This window comes from Halomonas sp. MES3-P3E (genome assembly GCF_002836035.1).
Classification (GTDB): domain Bacteria; phylum Pseudomonadota; class Gammaproteobacteria; order Pseudomonadales; family Halomonadaceae; genus Vreelandella; species Vreelandella arctica.
Window position 1 is genome coordinate 15,021 of record NZ_PJBT01000013.1, and the last position, 21,080, is coordinate 36,100.

At 52.7% G+C, this 21,080-nt stretch carries 27 protein-coding genes and 1 pseudogene; 14 read left to right on the forward strand and 14 right to left on the reverse strand.

Annotation, left to right across the window (positions count from 1 at the left end):
* The first annotated feature begins 20 nt into the window (after positions 1-20).
* The 3 genes from CXF87_RS03750 to CXF87_RS03760 all read left to right on the forward strand — a co-directional run bounded on the left by CXF87_RS03750 (position 21) and on the right by CXF87_RS03760 (position 3,708).
* Positions 21-1,292 carry an MATE family efflux transporter gene (locus tag CXF87_RS03750; protein WP_101145549.1) on the forward strand — a complete coding sequence of 424 codons (1,272 nt, stop codon included), beginning with the start codon at positions 21-23 and terminating at the stop codon, positions 1,290-1,292.
* A gap of 195 nt (positions 1,293-1,487) precedes the next feature.
* Positions 1,488-3,140, forward strand: coding sequence for a nitrite/sulfite reductase (locus tag CXF87_RS03755; protein ID WP_101145532.1), 1,653 nt, complete (start codon positions 1,488-1,490; stop codon positions 3,138-3,140).
* On the forward strand, positions 3,133-3,708 hold the full coding sequence (locus CXF87_RS03760) for a DUF934 domain-containing protein (RefSeq protein ID WP_101145533.1): 576 nt from the start codon (positions 3,133-3,135) through the stop codon (positions 3,706-3,708). The genes CXF87_RS03755 and CXF87_RS03760 overlap by 8 nt, the downstream gene beginning before the upstream one ends.
* Before the next feature lie 47 nt (positions 3,709-3,755).
* On the opposite strand, the gene smrA is transcribed toward CXF87_RS03760, so the two are convergent.
* On the reverse strand, positions 3,756-4,346 hold the full coding sequence (smrA, locus tag CXF87_RS03765; RefSeq protein WP_101145534.1) for a DNA endonuclease SmrA: 591 nt from the start codon (positions 4,344-4,346) through the stop codon (positions 3,756-3,758).
* Positions 4,347-4,571: 225 nt separating this feature from the next.
* On the opposite strand from smrA, the gene CXF87_RS03770 reads away from it, so the two are divergent.
* From CXF87_RS03770 to CXF87_RS03780, 3 genes are read left to right on the forward strand one after another with little or no spacing between them, the layout of a single operon-like run.
* Positions 4,572-5,042, forward strand: coding sequence for a gamma-glutamylcyclotransferase family protein (locus CXF87_RS03770; RefSeq protein WP_101145550.1), 471 nt, complete (start codon positions 4,572-4,574; stop codon positions 5,040-5,042).
* 58 nt (positions 5,043-5,100) lie between these two features.
* Positions 5,101-5,724 carry an NAD(P)H:quinone oxidoreductase gene (gene wrbA / locus CXF87_RS03775; protein WP_101145535.1) on the forward strand — a complete coding sequence of 208 codons (624 nt, stop codon included), beginning with the start codon at positions 5,101-5,103 and terminating at the stop codon, positions 5,722-5,724.
* Positions 5,721-6,110 (forward strand): DUF2069 domain-containing protein, encoded by a 390-nt coding sequence (locus tag CXF87_RS03780; protein ID WP_101145536.1) that lies wholly within the window; start codon positions 5,721-5,723, stop codon positions 6,108-6,110. Before wrbA ends, CXF87_RS03780 begins: the two co-directional genes overlap by 4 nt.
* A gap of 7 nt (positions 6,111-6,117) precedes the next feature.
* Here CXF87_RS03780 and CXF87_RS03785 read toward each other — a convergent pair whose 3' ends face one another.
* Positions 6,118-6,804, reverse strand: a complete 687-nt coding sequence (locus tag CXF87_RS03785; RefSeq protein WP_101145537.1) for a cytochrome b/b6 domain-containing protein — start codon at positions 6,802-6,804, stop codon at positions 6,118-6,120.
* 237 nt (positions 6,805-7,041) lie between these two features.
* Here CXF87_RS03785 and pdxH point away from each other — a divergent pair, with 237 nt between their 5' ends.
* A complete protein-coding gene (pdxH, locus tag CXF87_RS03790; protein ID WP_008957939.1) occupies positions 7,042-7,686 on the forward strand; it encodes a pyridoxamine 5'-phosphate oxidase in 645 nt (214 codons plus the stop codon).
* Between the two features lie 58 nt (positions 7,687-7,744).
* Here the strand turns inward: pdxH and CXF87_RS03795 are convergent, their stop codons facing one another.
* Positions 7,745-10,492 carry a bifunctional acetate--CoA ligase family protein/GNAT family N-acetyltransferase gene (locus tag CXF87_RS03795; protein ID WP_101145538.1) on the reverse strand — a complete coding sequence of 916 codons (2,748 nt, stop codon included), beginning with the start codon at positions 10,490-10,492 and terminating at the stop codon, positions 7,745-7,747.
* 103 nt (positions 10,493-10,595) lie between these two features.
* Between CXF87_RS03795 and CXF87_RS03800 the strand changes: the two genes are divergently transcribed.
* A complete protein-coding gene (locus CXF87_RS03800) occupies positions 10,596-11,537 on the forward strand; it encodes a histone deacetylase family protein (RefSeq protein WP_101145539.1) in 942 nt (313 codons plus the stop codon).
* A gap of 106 nt (positions 11,538-11,643) precedes the next feature.
* The gene (locus CXF87_RS03805) at positions 11,644-12,276 is read left to right on the forward strand and encodes a helix-turn-helix domain-containing protein (protein WP_008957936.1); all 633 of its coding nucleotides are present in this window, start codon (positions 11,644-11,646) and stop codon (positions 12,274-12,276) included.
* Between the two features lie 17 nt (positions 12,277-12,293).
* Here CXF87_RS03805 and CXF87_RS03810 read toward each other — a convergent pair whose 3' ends face one another.
* The 5 genes from CXF87_RS03810 to CXF87_RS03830 all read right to left on the reverse strand — a co-directional run bounded on the left by CXF87_RS03810 (position 12,294) and on the right by CXF87_RS03830 (position 14,498).
* Entirely contained in the window at positions 12,294-12,644 is a 351-nt protein-coding gene (locus CXF87_RS03810; protein ID WP_101145540.1) for a TusE/DsrC/DsvC family sulfur relay protein, read from the reverse strand.
* A gap of 3 nt (positions 12,645-12,647) precedes the next feature.
* The gene (tusB, locus tag CXF87_RS03815) at positions 12,648-12,938 is read right to left on the reverse strand and encodes a sulfurtransferase complex subunit TusB (protein WP_101145541.1); all 291 of its coding nucleotides are present in this window, start codon (positions 12,936-12,938) and stop codon (positions 12,648-12,650) included.
* Positions 12,939-12,948: 10 nt separating this feature from the next.
* Positions 12,949-13,314, reverse strand: coding sequence for a sulfurtransferase complex subunit TusC (gene tusC, locus CXF87_RS03820; protein WP_101145542.1), 366 nt, complete (start codon positions 13,312-13,314; stop codon positions 12,949-12,951).
* Positions 13,315-13,325: 11 nt separating this feature from the next.
* Complete coding sequence (gene tusD / locus CXF87_RS03825) at positions 13,326-13,715, reverse strand: sulfurtransferase complex subunit TusD (protein ID WP_101145551.1); 390 nt, start codon at positions 13,713-13,715, stop codon at positions 13,326-13,328.
* 102 nt (positions 13,716-13,817) lie between these two features.
* Entirely contained in the window at positions 13,818-14,498 is a 681-nt protein-coding gene (locus tag CXF87_RS03830) for a Bax inhibitor-1/YccA family protein (protein ID WP_008957931.1), read from the reverse strand.
* Positions 14,499-14,671: 173 nt separating this feature from the next.
* Here CXF87_RS03830 and CXF87_RS03835 point away from each other — a divergent pair, with 173 nt between their 5' ends.
* The gene (locus tag CXF87_RS03835) at positions 14,672-15,430 is read left to right on the forward strand and encodes a dienelactone hydrolase family protein (RefSeq protein ID WP_101145543.1); all 759 of its coding nucleotides are present in this window, start codon (positions 14,672-14,674) and stop codon (positions 15,428-15,430) included.
* 47 nt (positions 15,431-15,477) lie between these two features.
* Here the strand turns inward: CXF87_RS03835 and CXF87_RS21725 are convergent, their stop codons facing one another.
* On the reverse strand, positions 15,478-15,648 hold the full coding sequence (locus CXF87_RS21725; protein ID WP_198555995.1) for a hypothetical protein: 171 nt from the start codon (positions 15,646-15,648) through the stop codon (positions 15,478-15,480).
* 150 nt (positions 15,649-15,798) lie between these two features.
* On the opposite strand from CXF87_RS21725, the gene CXF87_RS03840 reads away from it, so the two are divergent.
* Complete coding sequence (locus tag CXF87_RS03840; protein WP_101145544.1) at positions 15,799-15,987, forward strand: hypothetical protein; 189 nt, start codon at positions 15,799-15,801, stop codon at positions 15,985-15,987.
* 88 nt (positions 15,988-16,075) lie between these two features.
* On the opposite strand, the gene CXF87_RS03845 is transcribed toward CXF87_RS03840, so the two are convergent.
* Positions 16,076-16,258, reverse strand: a complete 183-nt coding sequence (locus CXF87_RS03845) for a hypothetical protein (RefSeq protein WP_101145552.1) — start codon at positions 16,256-16,258, stop codon at positions 16,076-16,078.
* Between the two features lie 157 nt (positions 16,259-16,415).
* Between CXF87_RS03845 and CXF87_RS03850 the strand changes: the two genes are divergently transcribed.
* The 3 genes from CXF87_RS03850 (at position 16,416) to CXF87_RS03855 (ending at position 18,083) form a co-directional block, all read left to right on the forward strand.
* Positions 16,416-16,730 carry a hypothetical protein gene (locus tag CXF87_RS03850; protein WP_157826466.1) on the forward strand — a complete coding sequence of 105 codons (315 nt, stop codon included), beginning with the start codon at positions 16,416-16,418 and terminating at the stop codon, positions 16,728-16,730.
* The gene (locus tag CXF87_RS21530) at positions 16,727-16,870 is read left to right on the forward strand and encodes a hypothetical protein (protein ID WP_008957925.1); all 144 of its coding nucleotides are present in this window, start codon (positions 16,727-16,729) and stop codon (positions 16,868-16,870) included. The genes CXF87_RS03850 and CXF87_RS21530 overlap by 4 nt, the downstream gene beginning before the upstream one ends.
* Positions 16,871-17,111: 241 nt before the next feature.
* On the forward strand, positions 17,112-18,083 hold the full coding sequence (locus CXF87_RS03855; protein WP_101145553.1) for a potassium channel family protein: 972 nt from the start codon (positions 17,112-17,114) through the stop codon (positions 18,081-18,083).
* Between the two features lie 278 nt (positions 18,084-18,361).
* On the opposite strand, the gene CXF87_RS03865 is transcribed toward CXF87_RS03855, so the two are convergent.
* The 4 genes and pseudogenes from CXF87_RS03865 to CXF87_RS03880 all read right to left on the reverse strand — a co-directional run.
* Complete coding sequence (locus CXF87_RS03865; protein WP_101145546.1) at positions 18,362-18,556, reverse strand: hypothetical protein; 195 nt, start codon at positions 18,554-18,556, stop codon at positions 18,362-18,364.
* Between the two features lie 218 nt (positions 18,557-18,774).
* The gene (locus CXF87_RS03870; protein WP_101145547.1) at positions 18,775-19,791 is read right to left on the reverse strand and encodes an IS30 family transposase; all 1,017 of its coding nucleotides are present in this window, start codon (positions 19,789-19,791) and stop codon (positions 18,775-18,777) included.
* A gap of 23 nt (positions 19,792-19,814) precedes the next feature.
* A complete protein-coding gene (locus tag CXF87_RS03875) occupies positions 19,815-20,288 on the reverse strand; it encodes a hypothetical protein (protein ID WP_232774600.1) in 474 nt (157 codons plus the stop codon).
* A gap of 479 nt (positions 20,289-20,767) precedes the next feature.
* Positions 20,768-21,013 (reverse strand): annotated as a pseudogene (locus CXF87_RS03880) (helix-turn-helix domain-containing protein); the annotation flags it as partial.
* Positions 21,014-21,080: the final 67 nt, after the last annotated feature.

Sequence of the window (21,080 nt, forward strand, 5' to 3'; positions counted from 1 at the left end):
TCCGCCTTGCCTTCCCGATCATGTTGGGCATGCTGTCGCAAAGCATACTCAACTTGATCGATGCTGCCCTGGTAGGCCATTTGGGTGAAGTGGCGCTTGCTGGTGTGGGGGTGGGCGGTTATGTCATGTTTATGCTGAGTGCGGTGGTGTTTGGCCTCTCTTCAAGTGTCCAATCACAAACCGCTCAACGGGTGGGCGCGACCCAACCAGAGCTCTTCCACCCACTACAGTCGGGCCTGATGATCGGGTTTTCGGTTGCCCTACCGCTTTCACTCTGGGCATGGTGGCAAGCGCCGCTACTGATTGGCTTGATTACTCAGGCCGAGGATGTGCAAAACGTTGCTATCAGCTATTTCCGCTGGCGGGTCGTATCACTGACCGCCATCGCGCTGACGCTCTGTTTTCGTGGCTACTGGAACGGACGCCAACAGACACACCTCTACTTGCTTATCATTGTGGCGGCTCACCTGCTCAATGTGGCGGTCAGTGCGGGGTTGATCTACGGCTTGGCGGGTTTGCCTAGCATGGGCCCGAGTGGCGCAGGCGCAGGTACCACAGTGTCGCTGTTCGTGGGCTTGATAGTGTGGTGCTGGGTAAGTATAAAACGCGCTTCTACTCAGCCATTTTTGACACATTTGCCATGCTTGGCCACCCTGCGTACTACTTTGACGCTTGCCGTACCCCACTCAACGCAGCAGGTTTTGTTTGCAGCGGGCTACGCGGTACTATTTTGGCTATTAAGCCAACTAGGCACGGCCAGTATCGCGGTTGGCCATGTACTGATTAATTTATCGCTGCTGTTGATTTTACCAGGAGTGGGGGTAGGCGTTGCCGCCATGAGCCTAGTCGGCGAAGCGCTCGGCCGAGACGCTCAGCACGAAGCTCACCGCTGGGGGTTGGATGCACTGCGTGTTGCTTGGCTGCTGTTGCTGGCGTTGGCACTTCCCATGCTCATCATGCCCGCGCAGGTATTGAGCCTTTTTTTCAATAGTGACGAACTAGTTGCCTTGGGTACACTGCCGCTACAGTTAACCGGTGTAATGATTGTGCTTGATGCCGCTGCCTTAGTGCTTGCCCAGGCTTTGATGGGCGCAGGGGCTCAGCGCACCGTCATGCTGCTGACGCTGGGAATGCAGTGGCTGTTTTTTCTTCCCCTGGCTTGGTGGATCGGGGTTGGCCTGGGGTATGGCATATTGGGTATCTGGCTGATACAGCTACTTTACCGCTTGATAAACTCGTTAGGATTCTTATGGGTATGGCAGCGTCGCCGCTGGCTGATGCTACCTGTTTAACCCTGTTGTTTAAAAACCGTGCTTCAAACCTGGCTTTTTATGGGGCCGCCTTTGCTTTACCATTCTCTAAATAGCTTTTAGTGATAAAAAGATAATTATATATTCTTTTGTAGAATATGACGCCCGCGTTAAGGTGACGCTACATTAACGTCCGTCTCAACGTGACCATTTCGCTTTTTAGCAGGATCGTGCCACATGTACCGTTATGATATTCACGACCAAACCCTGGTTGATGAGCGCGTTGCTCAGTTCCGCGATCAAATGGATCGCTATCTTGCCGGCCGACTTAGCGACGAAGAATTTCTCCCTCTGCGGGTGCAGAACGGGTTGTATGTTCAGCGCTACGCTCCCATGCTACGGATCGCTATCCCCTACGGCATGCTGGCGTCCTATCAGCTGCGTAAGCTGGGCGATCTAGCGCGTGATTTCGACCGCGGATACGGCCACTTTACGACACGCACCAACCTGCAGCTGAACTGGCCCAAGCTGGAAACCGTGCCGGATATGCTAGCCGAGCTGGCCACCGTTCAAATGCACGCAATCCAGACAAGTGGTAATGACATTCGTAATACCACGACAGACCAGTTTGCCGGTATCGCGGCAGACGAAGAAGTCGACCCACGCCCCTGGTGCGAGCTTATACGTCAGTGGTCGACGTTTCATCCTGAGTTTGCTTACCTGCCCCGGAAATTTAAAATCGCAGTAACCGGTGCCGAGCAGGATCGTGCTGCCATTCAGGTTCACGATGTGGGATTGCGTCTATGGCGTGATGATGCCGGTGAAGTACGCGTGAAAGTCCTGGCGGGCGGCGGCTTGGGCCGTACTCCCATGGTTGGTGAAGTCGTTTGTGAGGACTTGCCCTGGCAGCACTTGCTAACCTACTTGGAGGCACTGGTTCGCGTTTATAACCAGTTTGGCCGCCGGGACAACAAGTTTAAGGCACGGATCAAGATTCTGGTTAAAGCACTCGGCGCAGAAGAATTTAGCCGCCGTGTGGAAGAAGAGTGGGCGCACCTTAAAGATGGCCCGCAAACCTTGACAGATGAAAGCATCGAGCGGGTTGCCGGCTACTTTATCGACCCTGACCGCCGCCCGGTGAGTGATGAAGCCATTGCGCGCATTGATACACTGCGTCAGGAAAACCGCGCTTTTGCTCGTTTTATGACGAACAACGTGCAGGGCCATAAAGTCAAAGGCTACAAAGCGGTTACGCTATCATTGAAGCGCAGTGGTCATTCGCCAGGCGACGTTACCTGGGAGCATATGCACCAGATAGCGGATCTGGCAGACACGTACAGTTTCGGCGAGATTCGCGTAACACATGAGCAAAACCTGGTGCTTGGCGACGTACCCGCCGACCAGCTGGAAGCGCTATGGCACGATTTGGACGCACTGGGTTTGGCAAACCCGACCGTCGGTACACTAGCAGATCTTATCTGCTGCCCTGGCGGTGACTACTGCGCGCTTGCCAACGCTAAGTCGATTCCTGTTGCTCAGTCGATTCAGGAGCGCTTTGAAGACCTGGATTTTCTTTACGACCTGGGGCCTTTGGACCTTAATATTTCAGGCTGCATGAATGCCTGTGGGCATCACCACGTAGGCCATATCGGCATATTGGGCGTCGATAAGAAAGGCGAAGAGTGGTACCAGATTTCCCTTGGCGGTGACCAGGGCAATAATGCTGGCCTGGGCAAGATTCTTGGCCCATCATTCAGCCGCGAAAACGTGCCTGATGTGATTGATAAGCTGTTAAATGTTTACGTAGGTGAGCGTCAAAACGGTGAAACTTTCCTGGATACTTACCGCCGTATTGGCCTGAAGCCTTTCAAGGAGCGCGTTTATGCTTAATCAGCCTTCTTCTGAAGATAACCTGTCTGTTGAGAGCGAGTCGGCCGAACGCTCGCGCCCTTATCTGTTTCGTGGTCAAGAGGCCCAGGACTGCTGGACGCTGGTACTCGATCCTGAGGCAACCGAAGTCGCACTTGACGAACCTGTTATTGTGCCGCTATCAACATGGCTCGAAAGCGCATTCGATAGCAAGATCACAGCGCCCTGGCTGCCGGCAGATACCGAACTGACACCCGAATTAGCTGAACGCCTTTCAGACGCGCCGTTGATTGCAGTCGATTTCCCTAAGTTTACAGATGGTCGTGGGTATAGTGTGGCGCGCCTATTACGCGAACGCTATGCCTACCAGGGTGAAGTGCGTGCTATTGGTGATGTGCTAGTGGATCAGCTGTTCTTTATGACGCGCTGCGGATTCGACGGTCTCTCGCTTAGAAAAGATCAGTGGGTTGCAGATGCCCTACGCAACTTGCATATCTTCAGCCGTGCTTACCAGCCCGCCACTGATCAGCCCGAACCACTATTTCGCTTGCGTCAAAAAGCGCCCGACAAGGCGTTGTCTTACGCTTGATAATCAACCCAGCATTAAGTGCTCCTCAATGAGGAGCACTTTTGTATCTATCCTTTCCTTTTCTGCTGGCGCTCGCGGTTATTAGCTTTAGCGCGAGCGCTTTTACGCAGCATCACCCAGGTAGCGCCTAGTCCCCCTTCTGAAGGCTGTGCCGATACGTACGCCTGCACCTCCTCAAACTGACTGAGCCACTTGGCTAGGTACGAACGCAGCACATTGGCGGGGCTGTCAATTTCACGCCCACGGCCGTGAACGATCAGTACCGAGCGTAAATCGTGCGCGTACGCTTCCTGAATAAATGGAAACAGCAGGCGGCGGCACTCACTCAAGGGGCGGCGTAGCATATGTAGCTGCGACTGCACGCTATAGCCGCCGTGCCTTAATTTATCGACAACACCCTGTTGAATTCCCTCGCGGCGATACTCCATCGGGTCGAACGGAGGAATCAAATCGACAAAATCATCGGATAGAAAGTTGCGCGCCCCCATCTCCTCTTCCGCCCATTCACGGCGAGCCAGCTGCGCCTCAGAAGGCCTTTTGCGATTAGCGCCAGGGTCTGCACGATTGCTTGGTGGTAGTGGCTTAACATCGTCGATTAAATCACGAAAATCCATATCATCACGAAGTGGCTGATTCATTGCAGGCTCCTCCGGCAGGATCAAAAGACCATCTATGTTACAGAGATAGCCTAGCAAATCTGACCACTTTGCTTAAGCAGATAAAATAAGTCGATTACTCAGGATGTGAAGCATAGAGCTCAAAACATGGGGCTTAAATTATAGAGCTTGTTTTCACCACGTTGGCACGCCAAGCTATGCAGCCACTTTTTCATCATCAATCCGAGGCGCTTTGGTTTGGCTAAAATGGTGTGGCTTAAACGCCTTTTTGTTATCGCTGGCGTGGGTTTGCTCAGTCTAGCGGGATGGTTATGGTTAACTATGCTGAGCCCGTGGTTTTACGACCGTCCGGAGGATCTGGCCGACATCGAACAGCGCCCTCATCAGGTCTTCGTTTACGGCACGCTGCGCTACGCGCCCATTCGCTTTGTGGTTATGGGCAGTTTTGGCGACCCTGAAAAGGCCACTCTGGAAGAGTACCAGCGCGATGGGCTGGACCTTTCCCCCCAGCCTGGGAGTGATGTAGAAGGCCTGCTGCTCCATGTGGATGCCGAAGAACTGGCCCGCCTTGACCGCTATGAACGACTGGGTATTCGTTATGAGCGAATGGAAATCACCCTCAGCGATGGCAGACGCGCCTGGGTTTATCTACGTTTACCGACGCTAGAAAATACGTTTGTACCAGACGCGGACTTACCAATAGCTCTGGTACCATAGGCAACCATGTTATGTGCTATTCGCGTGACAGCTTCCATGATCCTAGCCAGGAATAATGATGAGTGAAATGACTCCGTACGTTTTGGTGCTCTACTACTCCCGCTCAGGGGCAACGGCCACCATGGCGCAGCAAATTGCCGCGGGTGTAGAGAGTGTGCCCGGCATTCAGGCACGGCTGCGCACGGTGGCGCCGGTGTCCACTACCTGTGAAGCCGTTGAACCCGAAATTCCTGCTGAAGGGGCTGTTTATGCTGACCTGGATGACCTGCGCAACTGCAGCGCGTTGGCGTTAGGCAGCCCTACCCGGTTTGGCAATATGGCCGCGCCACTTAAATATTTCATCGACTCCACCAGCAGCCTATGGATGAACGGTGCCCTGATTGATAAACCCGCCTGCGCTTTCACCTCGACATCGAGCCTGCACGGTGGCCAAGAAAGCACACTGCTGACCATGCTGGTACCACTCCTACATCATGGCATGGTCTATGCGGGCGTGCCGTACAGTGAAACCACGCTGCTGGAAACCCACACCGGCGGCACACCCTACGGTGCCAGTCACTTGGCCGGTACTCGCAGTGATCGCTCGTTGGATGAGCACGAGCGCGCGCTATGCGTGGCCCAGGGCAAACGGTTAGCGCGGCTCGCCCTTGCCCTGCACGCTATGCGTCAGGAGGCATTATGAGACAGTGGTTAGAAGACGTAGAAGCCCGTCATGGGATTGATAAGCTCACACAGCGAACCCGCCAACTGGTGTTGGCCAGCTTTGCTATTTTATTGGTGCTGGTTATTTACCGAGGCTTTCTAGTACAAGGCGACGAGTTTAACTGGCGCCCGGTGTTAGCCTTTGTCCTGCCCCTGGTACTGTTCCTGCCTTCCATCATTGGCCAGCGAGCCCGTGGTCATGCGTGGCTTGCATTTGTCAGTCTGCTCTATTTTACTCAGGGGATAATGTTGGCAACGTTGCCTGGGCAAAGTATGCGCGGGCTTCTAGAAGCGGCCGTTTCGCTGGCTCTATTTGCGGGGTGCATGGGCTATGCGCGCTTCCGTAGCCGGCAGCTACGTCAATAAATAGCCGTTAAAACCAAAGCCATACGACGACGCCAGCAGCTATTAGCAGAGCACCCAGCGCTCGTAAACGCAGCATGGAGGCAGTTAACGGCTCATTGTGAGCATCGATCGGCTGCTGGTGAAAGCGCTTGGTACCTCCCAGCATCGCCGCTAACAGCGGCTCTCCAAGCAGACGATGCATCACCAGCCCGACCAAGTGCAGCCCAATCAAGATGATCAAGAGATCGCTATTCCACTGATGCAAGGTTCGCAACTGGCTGCTAGCCCCTTCCCCAAACAAGCCATAGAGTGGCGCCTGAAAAAAAATGTCGTCGCTCAAAAACAGACCGCTGACTGCTTGAAAAGTGAGCGAGAGCAGCATGATCATCACCATCCAGCCGCCTAACGGGTTATGGCTGGCATAAGCACTCGGCTGTCGCTGGATGAGTGCCTTTGAATAGGCCATTGTTTTAGCCGGTGGATACAAAAATGTCTTGAATCGCGCATAGACACTACCCAGCACGCCCCATAACCAGCGAAAGACAAGCAAACCGAGTATCAGGTAACCTGCCTGGGCGTGTACCTCAATGGGAAAGAGAAAAGGCGCACCGCTGGTCTTGGTGGTATAAAATGAGATCAACACTGCCAGCACCAATCCCCAGTGAAACAGGCGCATCCAACTATCCCATACTTCAATTGCTACCTTGCCACGCATAGCCCTTTCCTCTATCAGCAGTGATGAGCTAACCGGTGGTGAGCCCGTTTGGGTGAGACAGCTTCGCATTAATTCTAACTTTCTCATAGAATGCGGGACAGTTAGTCGCAACCAAGTTTGTCTCTACGGGAGAAGTGACCGTCGTGAATAGTTGCGTTAAACATTCATTGATGGCGATCACTTGAGCTTTAAAGGCAGACCAGCGAACATGGATTAAATTCAAGGGAGAAGCATTCGATGACACGTAATATAGCCGATATCAGGCGTGATTATGAAGGCGGCAGGCTTGATGAATCCCAGGCACCTGACGATCCATTCGTGTTATTCGATGAGTGGTTCACTCTTGCGCTGGAAAAAGAGGGCAAGGATGGTAACGCCATGACGCTTGCCACCGTTGACAGCCAAGGCAGGCCCCACGCCCGGGTAGTACTATTAAAAGGGTTTGATGAGCGTGGCATGGTCTTTTTTACCAATTACCATAGCCATAAAGGCAGCGAGTTGAGCAATGTCCCCTTCGCTGCCATGACATTCTGGTGGCCTTCGCTCTCTCGTCAGGTGCGTATCGAAGGCCCCGTTGAGCCGGTGTCAGCCGAAGAGTCCGACGAGTACTTTGCCAGCCGCCCACGCGGCAGCCAGCTAGGCGCGTGGATTGCGACTCAGAGCGTTGTGATTCCCGATCGCAACTGGATCGAAGAGCGCCAAAACCGTTTCGAGCAAGCCTACGATGGTCAGGACATCCCTCGCCCTATCCATTGGGGTGGCTATCGCGTCGAACCGGAAATGATCGAGTTTTGGCAGGGTCAGCCTAGCCGCTTGCACGACCGGCTGCGCTTTGAACGCCGCGATGGTGGCGAATGGGGCCGCTTCCGGCTGGCGCCATAAACCAACACGATACGCCTAAGGCCTGACGATAAAACGCAGGCCTTTTGGGTTGTGCATCTTAGTCTGGCAAACTTTCCAGGCGGTGCCGCTGCCACTCGCTTTCGGGTTCGTTGAGACGCAGCACGGCATCTATGACCTGCTCTTCCATGTTGTAACGGCTCTTGAATCCCAGATGTTTCATCAAGGCCCGCATCGGGTGGTTGTCGACCATGATTTTGCCGATCATTTCCAGCGTGCCGATGTTGGTGCAGTAAGCAATCATCTTATTCATCAGCAGGCTGCCAATGCCCAGCCCCTGTAGATCATCACGAATGATGACCGAAAACTCGGTGCGGATATTGTCCGGGTCGTTCCAAACCCGCACTACCCCTAGCATTTCCTTGCTGCCATCTTCGCTCAAGTGTTCGGCGATAAACGCCATCTGGCGGTCATAATTGATATGCGACAGGATCGACAGATCGCGCTGAGTAAGATTGGACTTATTGTGGAAGTAGCGGAAGCGAATACTCTCTTCCGACAACTGGCGGTGGAAGGTGGTAATCAAGTGGGCATCTTCAGCGCGAATTGGTCTTACTTCCACCTTCCAGCCATTTTTGAGTGTCACCCATTCACGCAGCTCTTCTGGATACGGCATGATCGCAAAACGCGACGGCGTACCAAGATCCATGGCGAAATCCACAGCGACCATGCCATCGCGATTGAGCAGCAATGGGTTCACTTCCAGCCCACGCAAATCGCCCAAATCCGATGCCATCTGCGATAGTTTCACCAGCATTTGGCACAGGTGCTGTATATCGCGATCAGGATCAGCGGAGTGTTCACGGATTAGCGAAGCGGCATGGGTTCGGCCCACCACATCGGCTGCCAGGCTCATATTAAGCGGTGGCAGCGCTACTTGGCGGTCAGCCAGCACGTTAACCTTGTAGCCGCCGATACCAAAGACGATCAGGGGCCCGAACACAGGGTCGCGAGTGATACCGGCGCAAATTTGCATTGAGTGTTTGCCACGCTGCATAGGCTGCAAACAGTATTCGCGTATCGCATACTCGGGGAATTTCTCGGCGACCTTCTCGCCCAGCCGCCGCACGCCCTCAGCAACCTGTTCGGGTGTTTCCAAATCCTGCAGCAGGCCTGCCGAAATTTTATGCGGATGTTTACGGTAGCGATAAGGGCGGCAGTTGCCTTCATGAACCACCTTAAGCGCTTTGGTGCCGGGGATTTCGGTCGCTCGGGCAAGCGCTTCGTCCGGGTTGGCTAGATAGACGCTCGGCGCGGTTGGAATGCCATACGCCTCAAGCACCTGCGCGGTTTCCGAGTGGGTCAGCGTTTGCCTGCCCTGCTCTTTTGCCCCTTTAATCAACATGCGGCACTGGGCACGAATTTCCGGGCTGGTTGAAAACGGCAAGCTGGGCGGGATTTCCTGCAGCAGTGCCTGAACGCGCTGGTAAATCACCATATGCATAAACGCCTTGACGGCTTTTTCAGGCGAAATATAGGTCGGAATTCCGGCCAGATTACAGGCGTGTCTGGCGTTGAGTGCCTCTTTTAGGCCCATCCAACTAGTCAGCAGGTTGCGGCGAAACTTCTTGCGGTTATCGATTAAGGCCTGGGCCGTCACCAGCGAAGGGGCCATGCGGGTGGGGGCATGAACCACTAATACGGCGTCTACGTTGGCGTCGGACGCGACAATCTCCAGTGCCTGGACAAACCTCTCGGGTGAGGCGTTACCGCCCAGGTCCACCGGATTCTCGCCTGGTTTACTCATATCGACTTCGCTACGGTGTAGCGCAGCCTGGGTTTCGGCGCTAAATTCAGCCAATTTGCCGCCGGCACTGATCAATTTATCGATGGCCAGCATGGCAGGACCTAAACCATTCGAGACAATCGCCAGGCGGTCGCCCTTCAGCGGCTTCATTCGCGAGAGGGTTTCCAGCGCGTCGAGCAGTTCGTCGGAGTCATCAACCCGCACAACGCCCGCACGGGCAAAAGCGGCATCAAACACCACGTCGCGGTTGGCGATACCAGGCGTCGGTGCCATGCCGGAAATATCCGACTCTGGTGTACGGCCGCTTTTGATGGCCAGCACCAAACGGTTGCGTGAGGCGTCACGTACGGCGGTCATAAAGTGCTGAGCGTCACTGATCCGCTCCAGATGCAACAATATGGCTTGCGCGGGAGAAAACTGGTTAACGTAATCGATTAGATCCGGCAGCAGCACATCAACGCTGTCGCCAACCGTAATCAGATGTGAAAAGCCGACATCCCGCCCCGCGGCCCAATCGATCATCGCATTGGCAAGCATACCGGACTGGCCAAGGTAGGCGACCTTACCTGCCTTCACCGGCTGACTGGCATACGAGGCGTTGAGTTTTTTACCCGGCACAATCAACCCCATGCACTCCGGGCCCAGCACACGAATACCGGAGACGCGTGCCGCACTCAGCATGCGTTCACGAATCGAGCCTTTGTTGCCCTTGTCGCGATCCAGATAGGCGCCTCCGGAGAGCACCAGGGCAGCCTTGACGCCGTGCTGACCAAGCTTTTTGATCAGGTCAGGTACGCCCTCGATAGGCGTGCAGACCACGGCCAGATCAGGCACCTCAGGCAGTTCACTCACCCGGCTCACGCAGGGGGCGCCAAATACCTGCGGGTACCCCTTGAGATTGACCGCCCAGAGCGCCCCCTTGAAGCCGCCCTCTTGAATATTTCTCAGCACTAAACCGCCCAGCGATGCGGGCTTTTCAGAGGCGCCAAACACCGCTAGTGTATGAGGTTCAAAGAAATGGTGTAAAAAGCGCGTGCTCACGAATGAGTCTCCCCTGACTAAATAGCGGCTGTACGACTTATTGACACTGTCGCGTAGGGCATGGAGGCGATTAAGGTGGCATCAATAATAATGGAGCGTTTGAATGATTACCGCCTACCTTACCCACCCAGACTGCTCATTGCACCATATGGGGCCGGAGCATCCCGAAAGCCCTCAGCGTCTGGAGGCTATTCGCGCTCGCCTATCGCTTGCTGGTCTATTACAGCAGACCATGCAGGCAGATGCCAAAGAAGCCTGCGAAGAAGCCCTGGCTAGGGTACATCCCTTGCGTCATCTGCGCGCTCTGGAAAAGTGCTTGCCCAGCGAGGGCATTGTTACGCTAGATAGCGACACCATGATGAACCCTAACAGCCTGAAAGCCGCGCGCGTGGCTGCGGGGGCGGTCATTCGTGGTGTTGACCAGGTATTTAAACGTCAGGCGGATAACGTATTTTGTGCCGTAAGGCCGCCCGGCCACCATGCCGAAGCCAGCGATGCCATGGGGTTCTGTTTTTACAACAATATTGCCGTAGGCGCGGCTCATGCCAGGGCCAAGTATGGCGCCAAACGCATCGCGATCCTCGATTTTGATGTGCACCAGTGCAACGGTACCATCGATATCTTCAAAAATGACCCAGAGGTGCTGATCTGCACCAGTTTCCAATACCCATTTTACCCCTGGCGCTATTTGCGCAGTGAGTGGCAAAACGTCGTCAATACCCCACTGGAAGTGGGTAGCGACGGACGCGAGTTCCGTCGCGTAGTGGAAAACCATTGGCTGCCTGCCCTGCACGCCTTCAAGCCTGATCTCGTCATGATTTCCGCTGGGTTCGATGCCCACCGGGATGACCCGATGGGCGATCTCTGCCTAGAGGACGAAGATTTCTATTGGGTAACGCATCTGGCAATGGAGATCGCGACACTCTATGCCGACAACCGAATTGTCTCGGTACTTGAGGGCGGCTATAACCCTAAGTCGCTGGCCAGTGGTGTAGAGGCGCATCTCAAAGCACTGCTGGGTCTGCCCTATGCAGAGGTTCCCTAGTGCTGGCATCTGATTGGCAACCACTCTTGGCGGCCTGACGGCTGTGATATCATGGGCGTTTTATAGCTACTTCTAGCCCAAGCCAACGCAGCCAATTTGACAATTTATGACCGCTACTTCTGAACAGCATGCCGCGCTGCGTATCGCATCGGGAAGCAAACCGTTTGTTGAGCCGCTGCGCCTGGGCGAACGGCTCAAGCAAATCCGTCTTGCCAATCAATGGACTCTGGAAGATGTCAGCCAGCGCACGGGGCTTGCCCGCTCGACGCTCTCTAAAATCGAGAATGATCAAGTCTCTCCTACGTTCAGCGTGGTACAGAAGCTGACCACCGGTCTCAACATCGACCTACCCCAACTGCTGACGCCACCTAAACGGGAGCGTTACACCATGGGGCGGCGCGATTTGACCCGGAAAGGAAAAGGCCAGCTACACCCTACGCCGACTTACGAGCACGAGCTGCTGGGGCATCAACTAGCCCAGAAACGTATGATTCCTTTCAAAACCATTGTGCGGGCACGCAGCTTCGACGAGTATCACCAGTGGGTGCGCCATGATGGCGAAGAGTTCTTGATGGTGCTGCATGGCGATATCATGCTCTACACCGAATTCTACGCCCCATTGGTACTGGCAGAGGGTGACAGCATCTACTTTGATAGCGACATGGGGCATGCGCTCGTTTCCACCAGCCAAGACGACGCAGTGGTGCTGTCAGTTTGTACCCGTGGCGACGTGGCGTAGGAAACGCAAATAGTGCGTTATAGGCAATTGGTAGGCTTGGGCAGCCCGGCTAGGCGGGCAATCCTTTTTGCCGGGCTGCCAGGAAAGAGCTGCATAAGATAAATCGAACGCCCCTTCTCCTCTCCCAACGCATTTTTCGTTGCCTTGACGAGTGGCCGCATGGCCGGCGCCATTTCGTAGCGTTGGTAGAACGCCCGAACGACTTCAATGATTTCCCAGTGAGCAGGCGTAAGCGGCAAGCCTTCCTCTTCTGCCATCAGGTTAGCGACGGTATCGTTCCATTTTGATTGATCAACTAGGTAACCTTCCGGATCCAGCTTCCATCTTTTTTCTGAATCAAGATAACGGTATATTTTTGGATCTGACATGAGTTAATACCAAGTAACTGTCTTTGTGTATTGCTCCGTAAGGACTACAAAGCCGTCCATCTCCAGGGTAGGCAGTTGGTGCTCGGCCGCAATACTGGCAAGACCACGTGACCTCAAGTCCTCCAATAACAGGAAGATTCGCGAAGGGCACTGCTCCCAAGCCTCCCAGGCAGGGGCAAGCACAGCAGTGACCGCCTCTTCAATCAATAGCACGCTATCCTGCGCCCCTACCGCCTGCTGCATTTGAGCAGCTGCACTGCTATCAGGCGCTTTGGTGAGGATGTGTAGAATCATAGTAGCCCCACTAAAAATTAAAAATGTTGCTGTGCTGCTGCAATAACCCAGGCACTTGCTGTTCCGCTAGGAGGGTCACTCCTTCTACTAGGGCATCCGTGGTTAAATGCATGCCTTGCAATGCCTCTTCCGTTACCCATAGTTTCTCAATATCGTACATTTCCAACATGTCGATAGTGGGCAGCGTCGCTTTTTGCCCGGCAGCCCCACTGCTCTGATCTTTCAGCAAAGCCAGTATCCCCTGTCCCATGAACAGTAGATGTACGGGCTGGCCAAACGCCGCAGCCACCAAGGCAGCATCTAACCCTTCACGCAACCAGCTTGAGTTGTGCGGAGCGTGTCGAATAATCACTAACAGCGCGTTGGGCGTCGCCATGGGGTCTCCTTTTAAGCAAAAGTAATGAGGTGATCGGCACGTTGCTGCAACTCAAGCAGCTGGCCAAGACCGGTCAACTCAAAGGGAGGTGAGAGATTATACGCCTGCTTTCCATGACGCTGCGCTTCCGACTCATTCATCAACCCGCGCCGCAGGGCAGCGGCGATACAGACGTCCAGGGGGACCGCATGTTGCTGGTGCAGCTCAGCCCAGGCGTCGTGCATATTGAGTTCGTCCTGCGGTGGCGCCATCAGAGAAGAGGCATTATGAACGCCGTCGTGATAGAAAAAAACACCTGCGAGTTGATGCCCGCGCGCCAGCACGGCATGGGCAAAACGCAATGCAGAGTGAGGGGCCGGGCTGCTGTACGGTGCGCCCATTACCAATAAGCCGTACTGCATCATTTTAATACCTAGTTGTTAATACCTAGTGACGGTGACCCTAAAAAAAAGACAGACCCTAAAAATAGGGCCTGTCATATCATCTAGTAGAGCTCCCAGAGATCAATCGTTGCTCATGATACCCAGAATTGAAAGCAGGCTCACAAACAAGTTGTAGATCGAAACGTAGAGCGTCACGGTGGCGAGAATATAGTTGGTTTCGCCAGCACGGTGAATGATCTCGCTGGTTTGATACAGGATGGCAGCTGAAGCAAACAGCACAAAACCAGCCGATACCATCAGTGAAAGCGCAGGAATATTAAAGAAGAACCCAGCAATCATGGCAAGAATCAACACGATGGCGCCTGCCATCAAGAAGTTGCTCAAGAAGCTAAAGTCTTTCTTGGTGGTTAGTGCTACCGCTGATAGACCCACAAACGTCAGACCGGTCATGGCCAACGCGTTCATAATCAGCGCACCGCCGTTAGGCAGGGTCAAGTAGGCAGAAAGGATCGGCCCTAGCGTAAAGCCCATGAAGCCGGTGAAGGCAAACGTTGCCAGCAAACCCGCTGCAGAGTTAGCGGTTTTGTGGACAAGGAACATCAGGCCGTAGGCACCAATGAAGAACACAAAGATGTTCATCTGTTGAATACCGAGGGCAACTGCGGCACCTGCGGTTACTGCCGAAAACAGCAGTGTCATTGCCAGTAGCGCGTAGGTGTTTCGCAACACCTTGTTAGTACTAACACTATTAGCAACGCCGCCCGACTGGGGACGTGCCATACGTGAATCGTTGTAAGCCATGTGTTCATGCTCCCTAATGGTATTTCCAACAACTGACAAGCATGCCGTTACCGAGTTCCAGACGCAAGCCTTTGTCTATTTCACACGCTCTTCTTCGCCAATGGTTATTCAACGTTGAATCAGCTTAGCAAACATTGTCTATGCTTCCTGAACACTCAATTGGACACGCTACTATGAAAAAAATTCTACTTTCTGGCAGTACTTTAACTCTCTTGGCCCTGGCACTGCCTGCTTTAGCATTCTCCCCTGCGGGTGAAGATATCTCGTACAGCGTGAATGGAGAGGACTTTCAAGGCTATTTTATCACTGGAGGAAATAACGCAAAGGGCAGCGTACTGATCGTTCATGACTGGGATGGCCTGGATGACTATGAGCGCCAGCGCGCCGACATGTTGGCCGAACGGGGCTACGACGTCTTTGCTGTTGATCTCTATGGTGCAGGCAACCGCCCCCAGGCGGTCGACGATAAGCGAGCGGCTACTAACCGCCTCTACCAAGATCGAGAGCGTATGCGTGCCCTAACGCTGGGCGGTTTGGCGCAAGCAAGAGAACAGGGCGCCGCCGAACAAACCGTGATCATGGGCTACTGTTTTGGCGGTGCAGTGGCACTAGAGATCGCCCGTTCTGGCGAGGCAGATAATATCGCTTCTTATGCCAGTTTTCACGGCGGGCTAACGACACCGGAGGGCCAGGACTATTCCAGCGAGACGCCTCCCATTTTCATCGCCCATGGCGGTGCTGATAGCTCCGTAAGCCTGGAGGATGTTGCCAACCTGGCGGAGAAACTGGAAACCACAGGGATCACCTATGAGGTGGGTATTTATTCGGGCGCTCCGCACGCTTTCAGCGTGTTTGGTAGCGATGCTTACCACGAACGTGCCGACCAACGCTCATGGACTGCCTTCAATGCCTGGCTGGACCAGAGGCTTTGAGGACTTCCCTGACGGCACTCTCGCCGCCAGGGAAGTCATGCTCGTTTTCAGCTTTGCGCTTCTTCTTCGTCATCGGTTTCGTCTTTATGCGGCGTCACTGCGGTAATCGCCGTTTGACGAATATCCTGGGAGGAATTATAGAGACGAGCATCAATCACATGCAGCACCGCCAATTGCGCAAATAACACCGCAAAACAGACGATCAGACCTTTTAACATGGCGGTTTTTCCAGAGAGTTAACGTTAATCGCATAGTAGCCGATTGTTGACTAAACACAATCGCTTTAAGCGACAGATGTCGCCCTCCCAGCCCCGCCTTTCACAAAGATGGTCTACAGTGAAGGTGACTCAAAAACCAAGGAGAGGATTATGGCGACGTTTATCGTCTACAGAGCTGTCAAGGAAGGTGCCGAGATTGATTCACAGCCCGAATGGTGGGTGGTTGATACGCGTGAGGCAAGTGATAGAGATGGCGAGCTTGTTAGACACCGCTGTGCAACGAAGCCTGAGGCTGATCGAGAAGTGCGCCAGCTCAATGAGCAATATGACGTTACTTGAGCTTCGCTGGATAAATGCCTAACAATAGCGGTGGAGGCCACTTTGGCCTCCATTCCGCTTGTTGGATCGAACTGATTATTCGTACCTGTTAATCTTTAACCGAGACGGTACGCAGGTCCTCAACGGCCACGCCTTCTGGCAAATCCGAGACTTCTGCAGGCAACCACACGGGTGAAAGATCACTGTCTTCTCTGCCATCGTCAAAATGATGGCCAGGAATTCGATAAACGACTCGATTGTGGTGATGGTCCCATGCAAATACACGATCCATATGCTTATCCTGGTAAATGAACACAACTGTTATGACCTCTAGGTTCAGCGCGACGTTCCATGGGCGATGATCAATAACCGTGACCCGATGTTGTTGGGTCGTTTTTGCTTGATGAACTTTGCTAAATAAGTAATGGGTGGTCGCTTGAAAGAACCTCATGATGGTAAAGACCCGCAAGAGGCTCTACGCGCTAGGCTCAACAAAAAGCTTACAGGAACGCAGGGCCTCTGCAGTACGCAGGAGAATAGGCGCCAGAGCAACCCGGCAGCAGTTCCTGGAAGCGACACGCAACGTGGGTGTGATCGTAGTGGCCACTTGCTTCACCGCGGGCTGGGTAGTCACTAATCCCAGCTTAAACACCGATAATGTTTGGATGGGCGTGGGACTGGGTATACTCTTGATCTTTGTCGGGTCGTTCGGCTATGGTTATGTAGAGCGGGACAAAACCTCAGATGAGGAAAGTAAGCCATGAATGAACTTATTCTTGCCAGCATGTTGATGAGCCTTGCGGTAGTATCAGGCGGTATGGTCTGGAGTCAGCACCGCGAGCACCACGGTAAAAAATCACTTACCGAAAGCGCTTTTTCCTGGATTGCCAAGCGCTTCGCCTAATCACTACTATTTATGAGCAGCTACAGCTTATAAATAACAAAGGGTCGCTACTAGCGGCCCTTTTTGTTTATTCCATATACGCTTAAATACTCCATTCTCGACTTCCGCGCCAAACAAAGACTATGCGCACTTATTACTCTAAGAGACCTAAATGCCTGTAATTCAGCGACTGCTTCGCGTCCTCAAAGCATCAACTCTTCAAATCTCATGGACATTTCTTCTGTTAGTAGTGCTCGCACACATGGGCACTACGTGGGCGTTTTTTTCCATGGTCGGCGAAGCAATGGCCGACTCCATTACCGATTGGGTTTATTTTTATGTGGTGGTTGCCAGCACCGTCGGTTTCGGTGATTTCAGCCCCGAAACAGTGGCCGGCAAATGGATCACCACGCTCTATCTCATTCCAGGCGGCATTTCGCTGTTTGCAGCGTTGATTGGTAAAGCCACTGTCACACTTTCAGTTTTTTGGAGACTGCAAATGCAAGGAAAAGGCGATTTTAGCCACCTAACCGGCCATACCCTCGTTATCGGCTGGCACGGCGAAACCACAGAACGTATCTTGGATATTCTTAAAGCCGACAAAAGTTTACCTGACGAAATAGTGCTTTGCGTTACCAAAGAGATGAGCAATCCACGCCCAGCCGATCTGAAGTTTATTAAAGGCGAGAGTTTTTCCAATGCTGATCTTCTCAAGCGGGCGGGGGTTAAGAACGCCAGCCGTATTATTATTTATGACACATGCGATGATCGGGTGGCCACTGTCGCACTGAGTGCCTACAGCCTAAAAGGGAAAGGTGCCCATATTGTCGCCCACTGCGCAAATCCTGACACCGCAGCGATGCTACGTCGCACCTTACCCGGTATCGAATGCACCCAAGCGCTAGCACTTGAAATGCTGGTACGCTCCGCTTCAGATGCCGGTATTTCGCGAGTAGTTAATGAGCTACTTGCCGTCGATCGCGGTGCTACGCAGTATCAAACGAAGATAAGTAACCCGCCTACTGGTGTCACTTTTGGCGACCTTTTTATACAAGCGAAAAAGATCTGCAACGCCACCGTTTTAGGACTCGCTAGTAACCAGGACGATAGTGAAGGCAACATGCTCAACCCTGCCACGGACCGCCCACTACAAGATGGCGATATCGTCTACTACATGGCCAATAATCGGCTTTCGGAACAACAAATGGGGGAGTTACTCGGTGAGTTCCGATAGCAAGCCCCCCTTCGCCCCGCCTAACGCGTCTAGCTGTCAGCTAGCTTGATGTTAAAATCGACTGCGCGGATTTGCTCGCCGGTGACACCGTGTCGCTCAAGCTCTGTTAGCGTCTCAGCTATAAGCCGCTCGCAAGAGGACTCGGCGGGTGAAGGTGTAAGGGTACAATTAATTGCGAATGCCGTGAGTGTCATGAGTTACCTCCATGTGAATGACATTTCCATCACTAACTTTATGGGACGCTCTAGCCACGCGAGAGCCGATGAGTTGAACAGCGGTTACTTCTTACGCATAAAAGGAAAAATCTTCGCCATCGTATCAGCCAATACTTGATCCAGTGGTTTATGATCCAAGCTAATAGCCGCCCTTGCCGCCGTGTAGGTTCCTTTATACTCTTGGGCAATTTCGCTATCCGTCATCGTTTCCGGTAGCTGCTCTTTGGCTCGGATAGCATCGATGACCTCCTTATCCATGTGGCCTCTCCTTTAAACTGGGCGTGCTATCAAGCCTAGTACAGAACGGGACTGGGGGATGGAGTAAAAAGGTTAACAAATTTTAGAGTTTAACTTTGCTCCTATCTGCACGCTCTAACTGCCCGCTCTAACGGCGATTAACGACAGGGCTTATTGATAGGGTTTAAAGACAGGGCTTAAAGACAGGGGTTGGATGCAGACTCTGAGTGCAACACTCGTTAATGAACAGCGGGTGGATTGTCTTGATGCTTCGCTAACAGCTCACCCAGCACTTCAATCGGACACCTAAAGTCAAATCGCTTCCGAGGTCGCATATTCAGCTGTAGCGCAATAGCATCTAGCTCTTCTTGAGTGTGCCGAGAGAGATCGGTTCCTTTCGGTAAATACTGTCGTATCAGGCCGTTGATATTTTCATTGCTACCCCGTTGCCATGGGCTATGTGGATCACAAAAGTAGATAGCAACGCCCGTTGCCTGGGTGATGTCCGCATGTTTGGCCATTTCCCGCCCCTGGTCGTACGTCATGCTTTTACGCGCCGCTAGCGGCATCCGGTTGAGCGCTGCGCTAAACCCTTCCACCGCCGAGGTGGCCGTTGCATCGTTGAGTTTGGCTAGAATGACGTATCCACTGCTTAGTTCGACTAGCGTGCCAACCGCAGAGGCATTGTTCTTACCTTTGATTAAGTCGCCTTCCCAGTGTCCTGGCATGGCACGCCTTTCGATCTCTGGTGGTCGAAGGTGGATGCTCACCATATCGGGTATTTGCCCACGCCGATCAACCTGGCCACGACGAGGTTTACGCGTTGATTTACCTTGGCGAAGGCAGTGGATCAACTCTTTCTTAAGCTCACCCACAGGTAACGCGTAAATGGCGCTGTAAATCGTCTCGCGACAAACGTAAGCATCTTCAAATCGGGGCATGATCATGCGTCGGAGCTTGCCTGCGATTTGCTCTGGAGACAAGCGGTGGCGGAGCATATACATGACCAGCTCAAAGCGACCACTGCCCAGAAGCAGCTTGGGCTTAGGGCGGCAAGCAACACGCCTGGCACAACGATGGGTGTGTGCATGACGAGCATGGTAAGTACCGCGCTGAGTTTGATTGCGACGTACTTCGCGGCTGATGGTGGATGGAGATCGTTGCAGCATATTGGCTATTTGTCGGAGGCTCATCTCCTGCCAAAGACTGACCTGAATGGTGGAACGCTCTTCGATACTGAGTTCTGTATAAGCCATAAATCCAACACCTTACTAAAATTTTAAGGTGTTGCACTCAGTTTCTGCGGCCAAGCAGCATAACAGCCCATGAAGCCGACATTAGTGCGTTCGATATTCGCTGGTAACCCATAATGATGAATCAATTGATGATCCAACCCCGGCGCATAAAAGCCAGTGCAGGTAGTGGTCACCAAGTGGGTGGTGTCAGAGAGATCAAGTTGATCCAGTGCGCGCTTCGCCAAGATGAAAGCAAAGCGTTCATAAAACTGCATGCGCGCCTGAGTGTCAGGAAATGCTTCATTTTTATAGAAGCCTTCTACGTCCAACTTATCTTCATCTAAATGGGGTTCCAGGAACGAGTATCGATGCTCTATCTGCGCCCTTTCTGCCATCCGCTGAAACACTTTTACCGAACGCTTATCCGGCAGCAGGCGCGGGCAGTATTCGATAAATTTGTTATGTATATCAAAGTCTGGAACAGCAGTGGCAATGCGATTGATAAATACTGAAGTCATTTCACCGCTCCTTGATTACCTCAGGCTTATCCGCTGTGTCAGTGATTTAGAATGACCTGTTCAGTTCGATCCAGGCCATTTGTGTTCTTGCACATCAGCCCAAGTCTTGCTGGGGAATGTTAGGGACGCTACTAACCAAGGCAGCCCTACATCCCTGAAAGTGTGAAATCACTGCCTAGTATTTTCCAAGGTAGACAATACAGATACCTTTGCAAGAAAATGCCACCTGGCCAAGCACCTTGTTTAACTGAAACGTTTAGCTGCCCCCTCTTATGCTGGCTAAATGAACAAAGCGGCATCACAATAGCTATATAATATTAACTAAAATCAAAAACCTTACTCCATTCTTTTGGATTTCTTACGTACATAAAGCGAGATAAAAAATACGCAACATTTTCCTGCGAAATTCAAAAGAGAATTATACTCACCCTATTAGAAAATTGACAAAATAGAAGTAGAAAAAAAGAGCTAAATCAATCTTATGCTGTTTCTGACACTAAATGCAGATAAAAAGAATCGAACTCCCCCGCTTCCTTTAGTTTTTGCCAATCAGGTACGGTTATCTGGCTTTTATTATTACTAATTAACCCATCAGTACGAAGCGCCTGGAGTACTCTATTCATGTGAATATGCGTCATACCTGTCGCATCCGCTAACTCGGCCTGGGTCACAGGCATATCAAAGGTGGATTCTGTCGCCAACCCCACCGCTTCAAGACGTACTAACCCGAATTTCTCACAGGGGATAATAGAAAGCGGCTGAAAGTGTTATTATTTCAGGACGTTACACCAG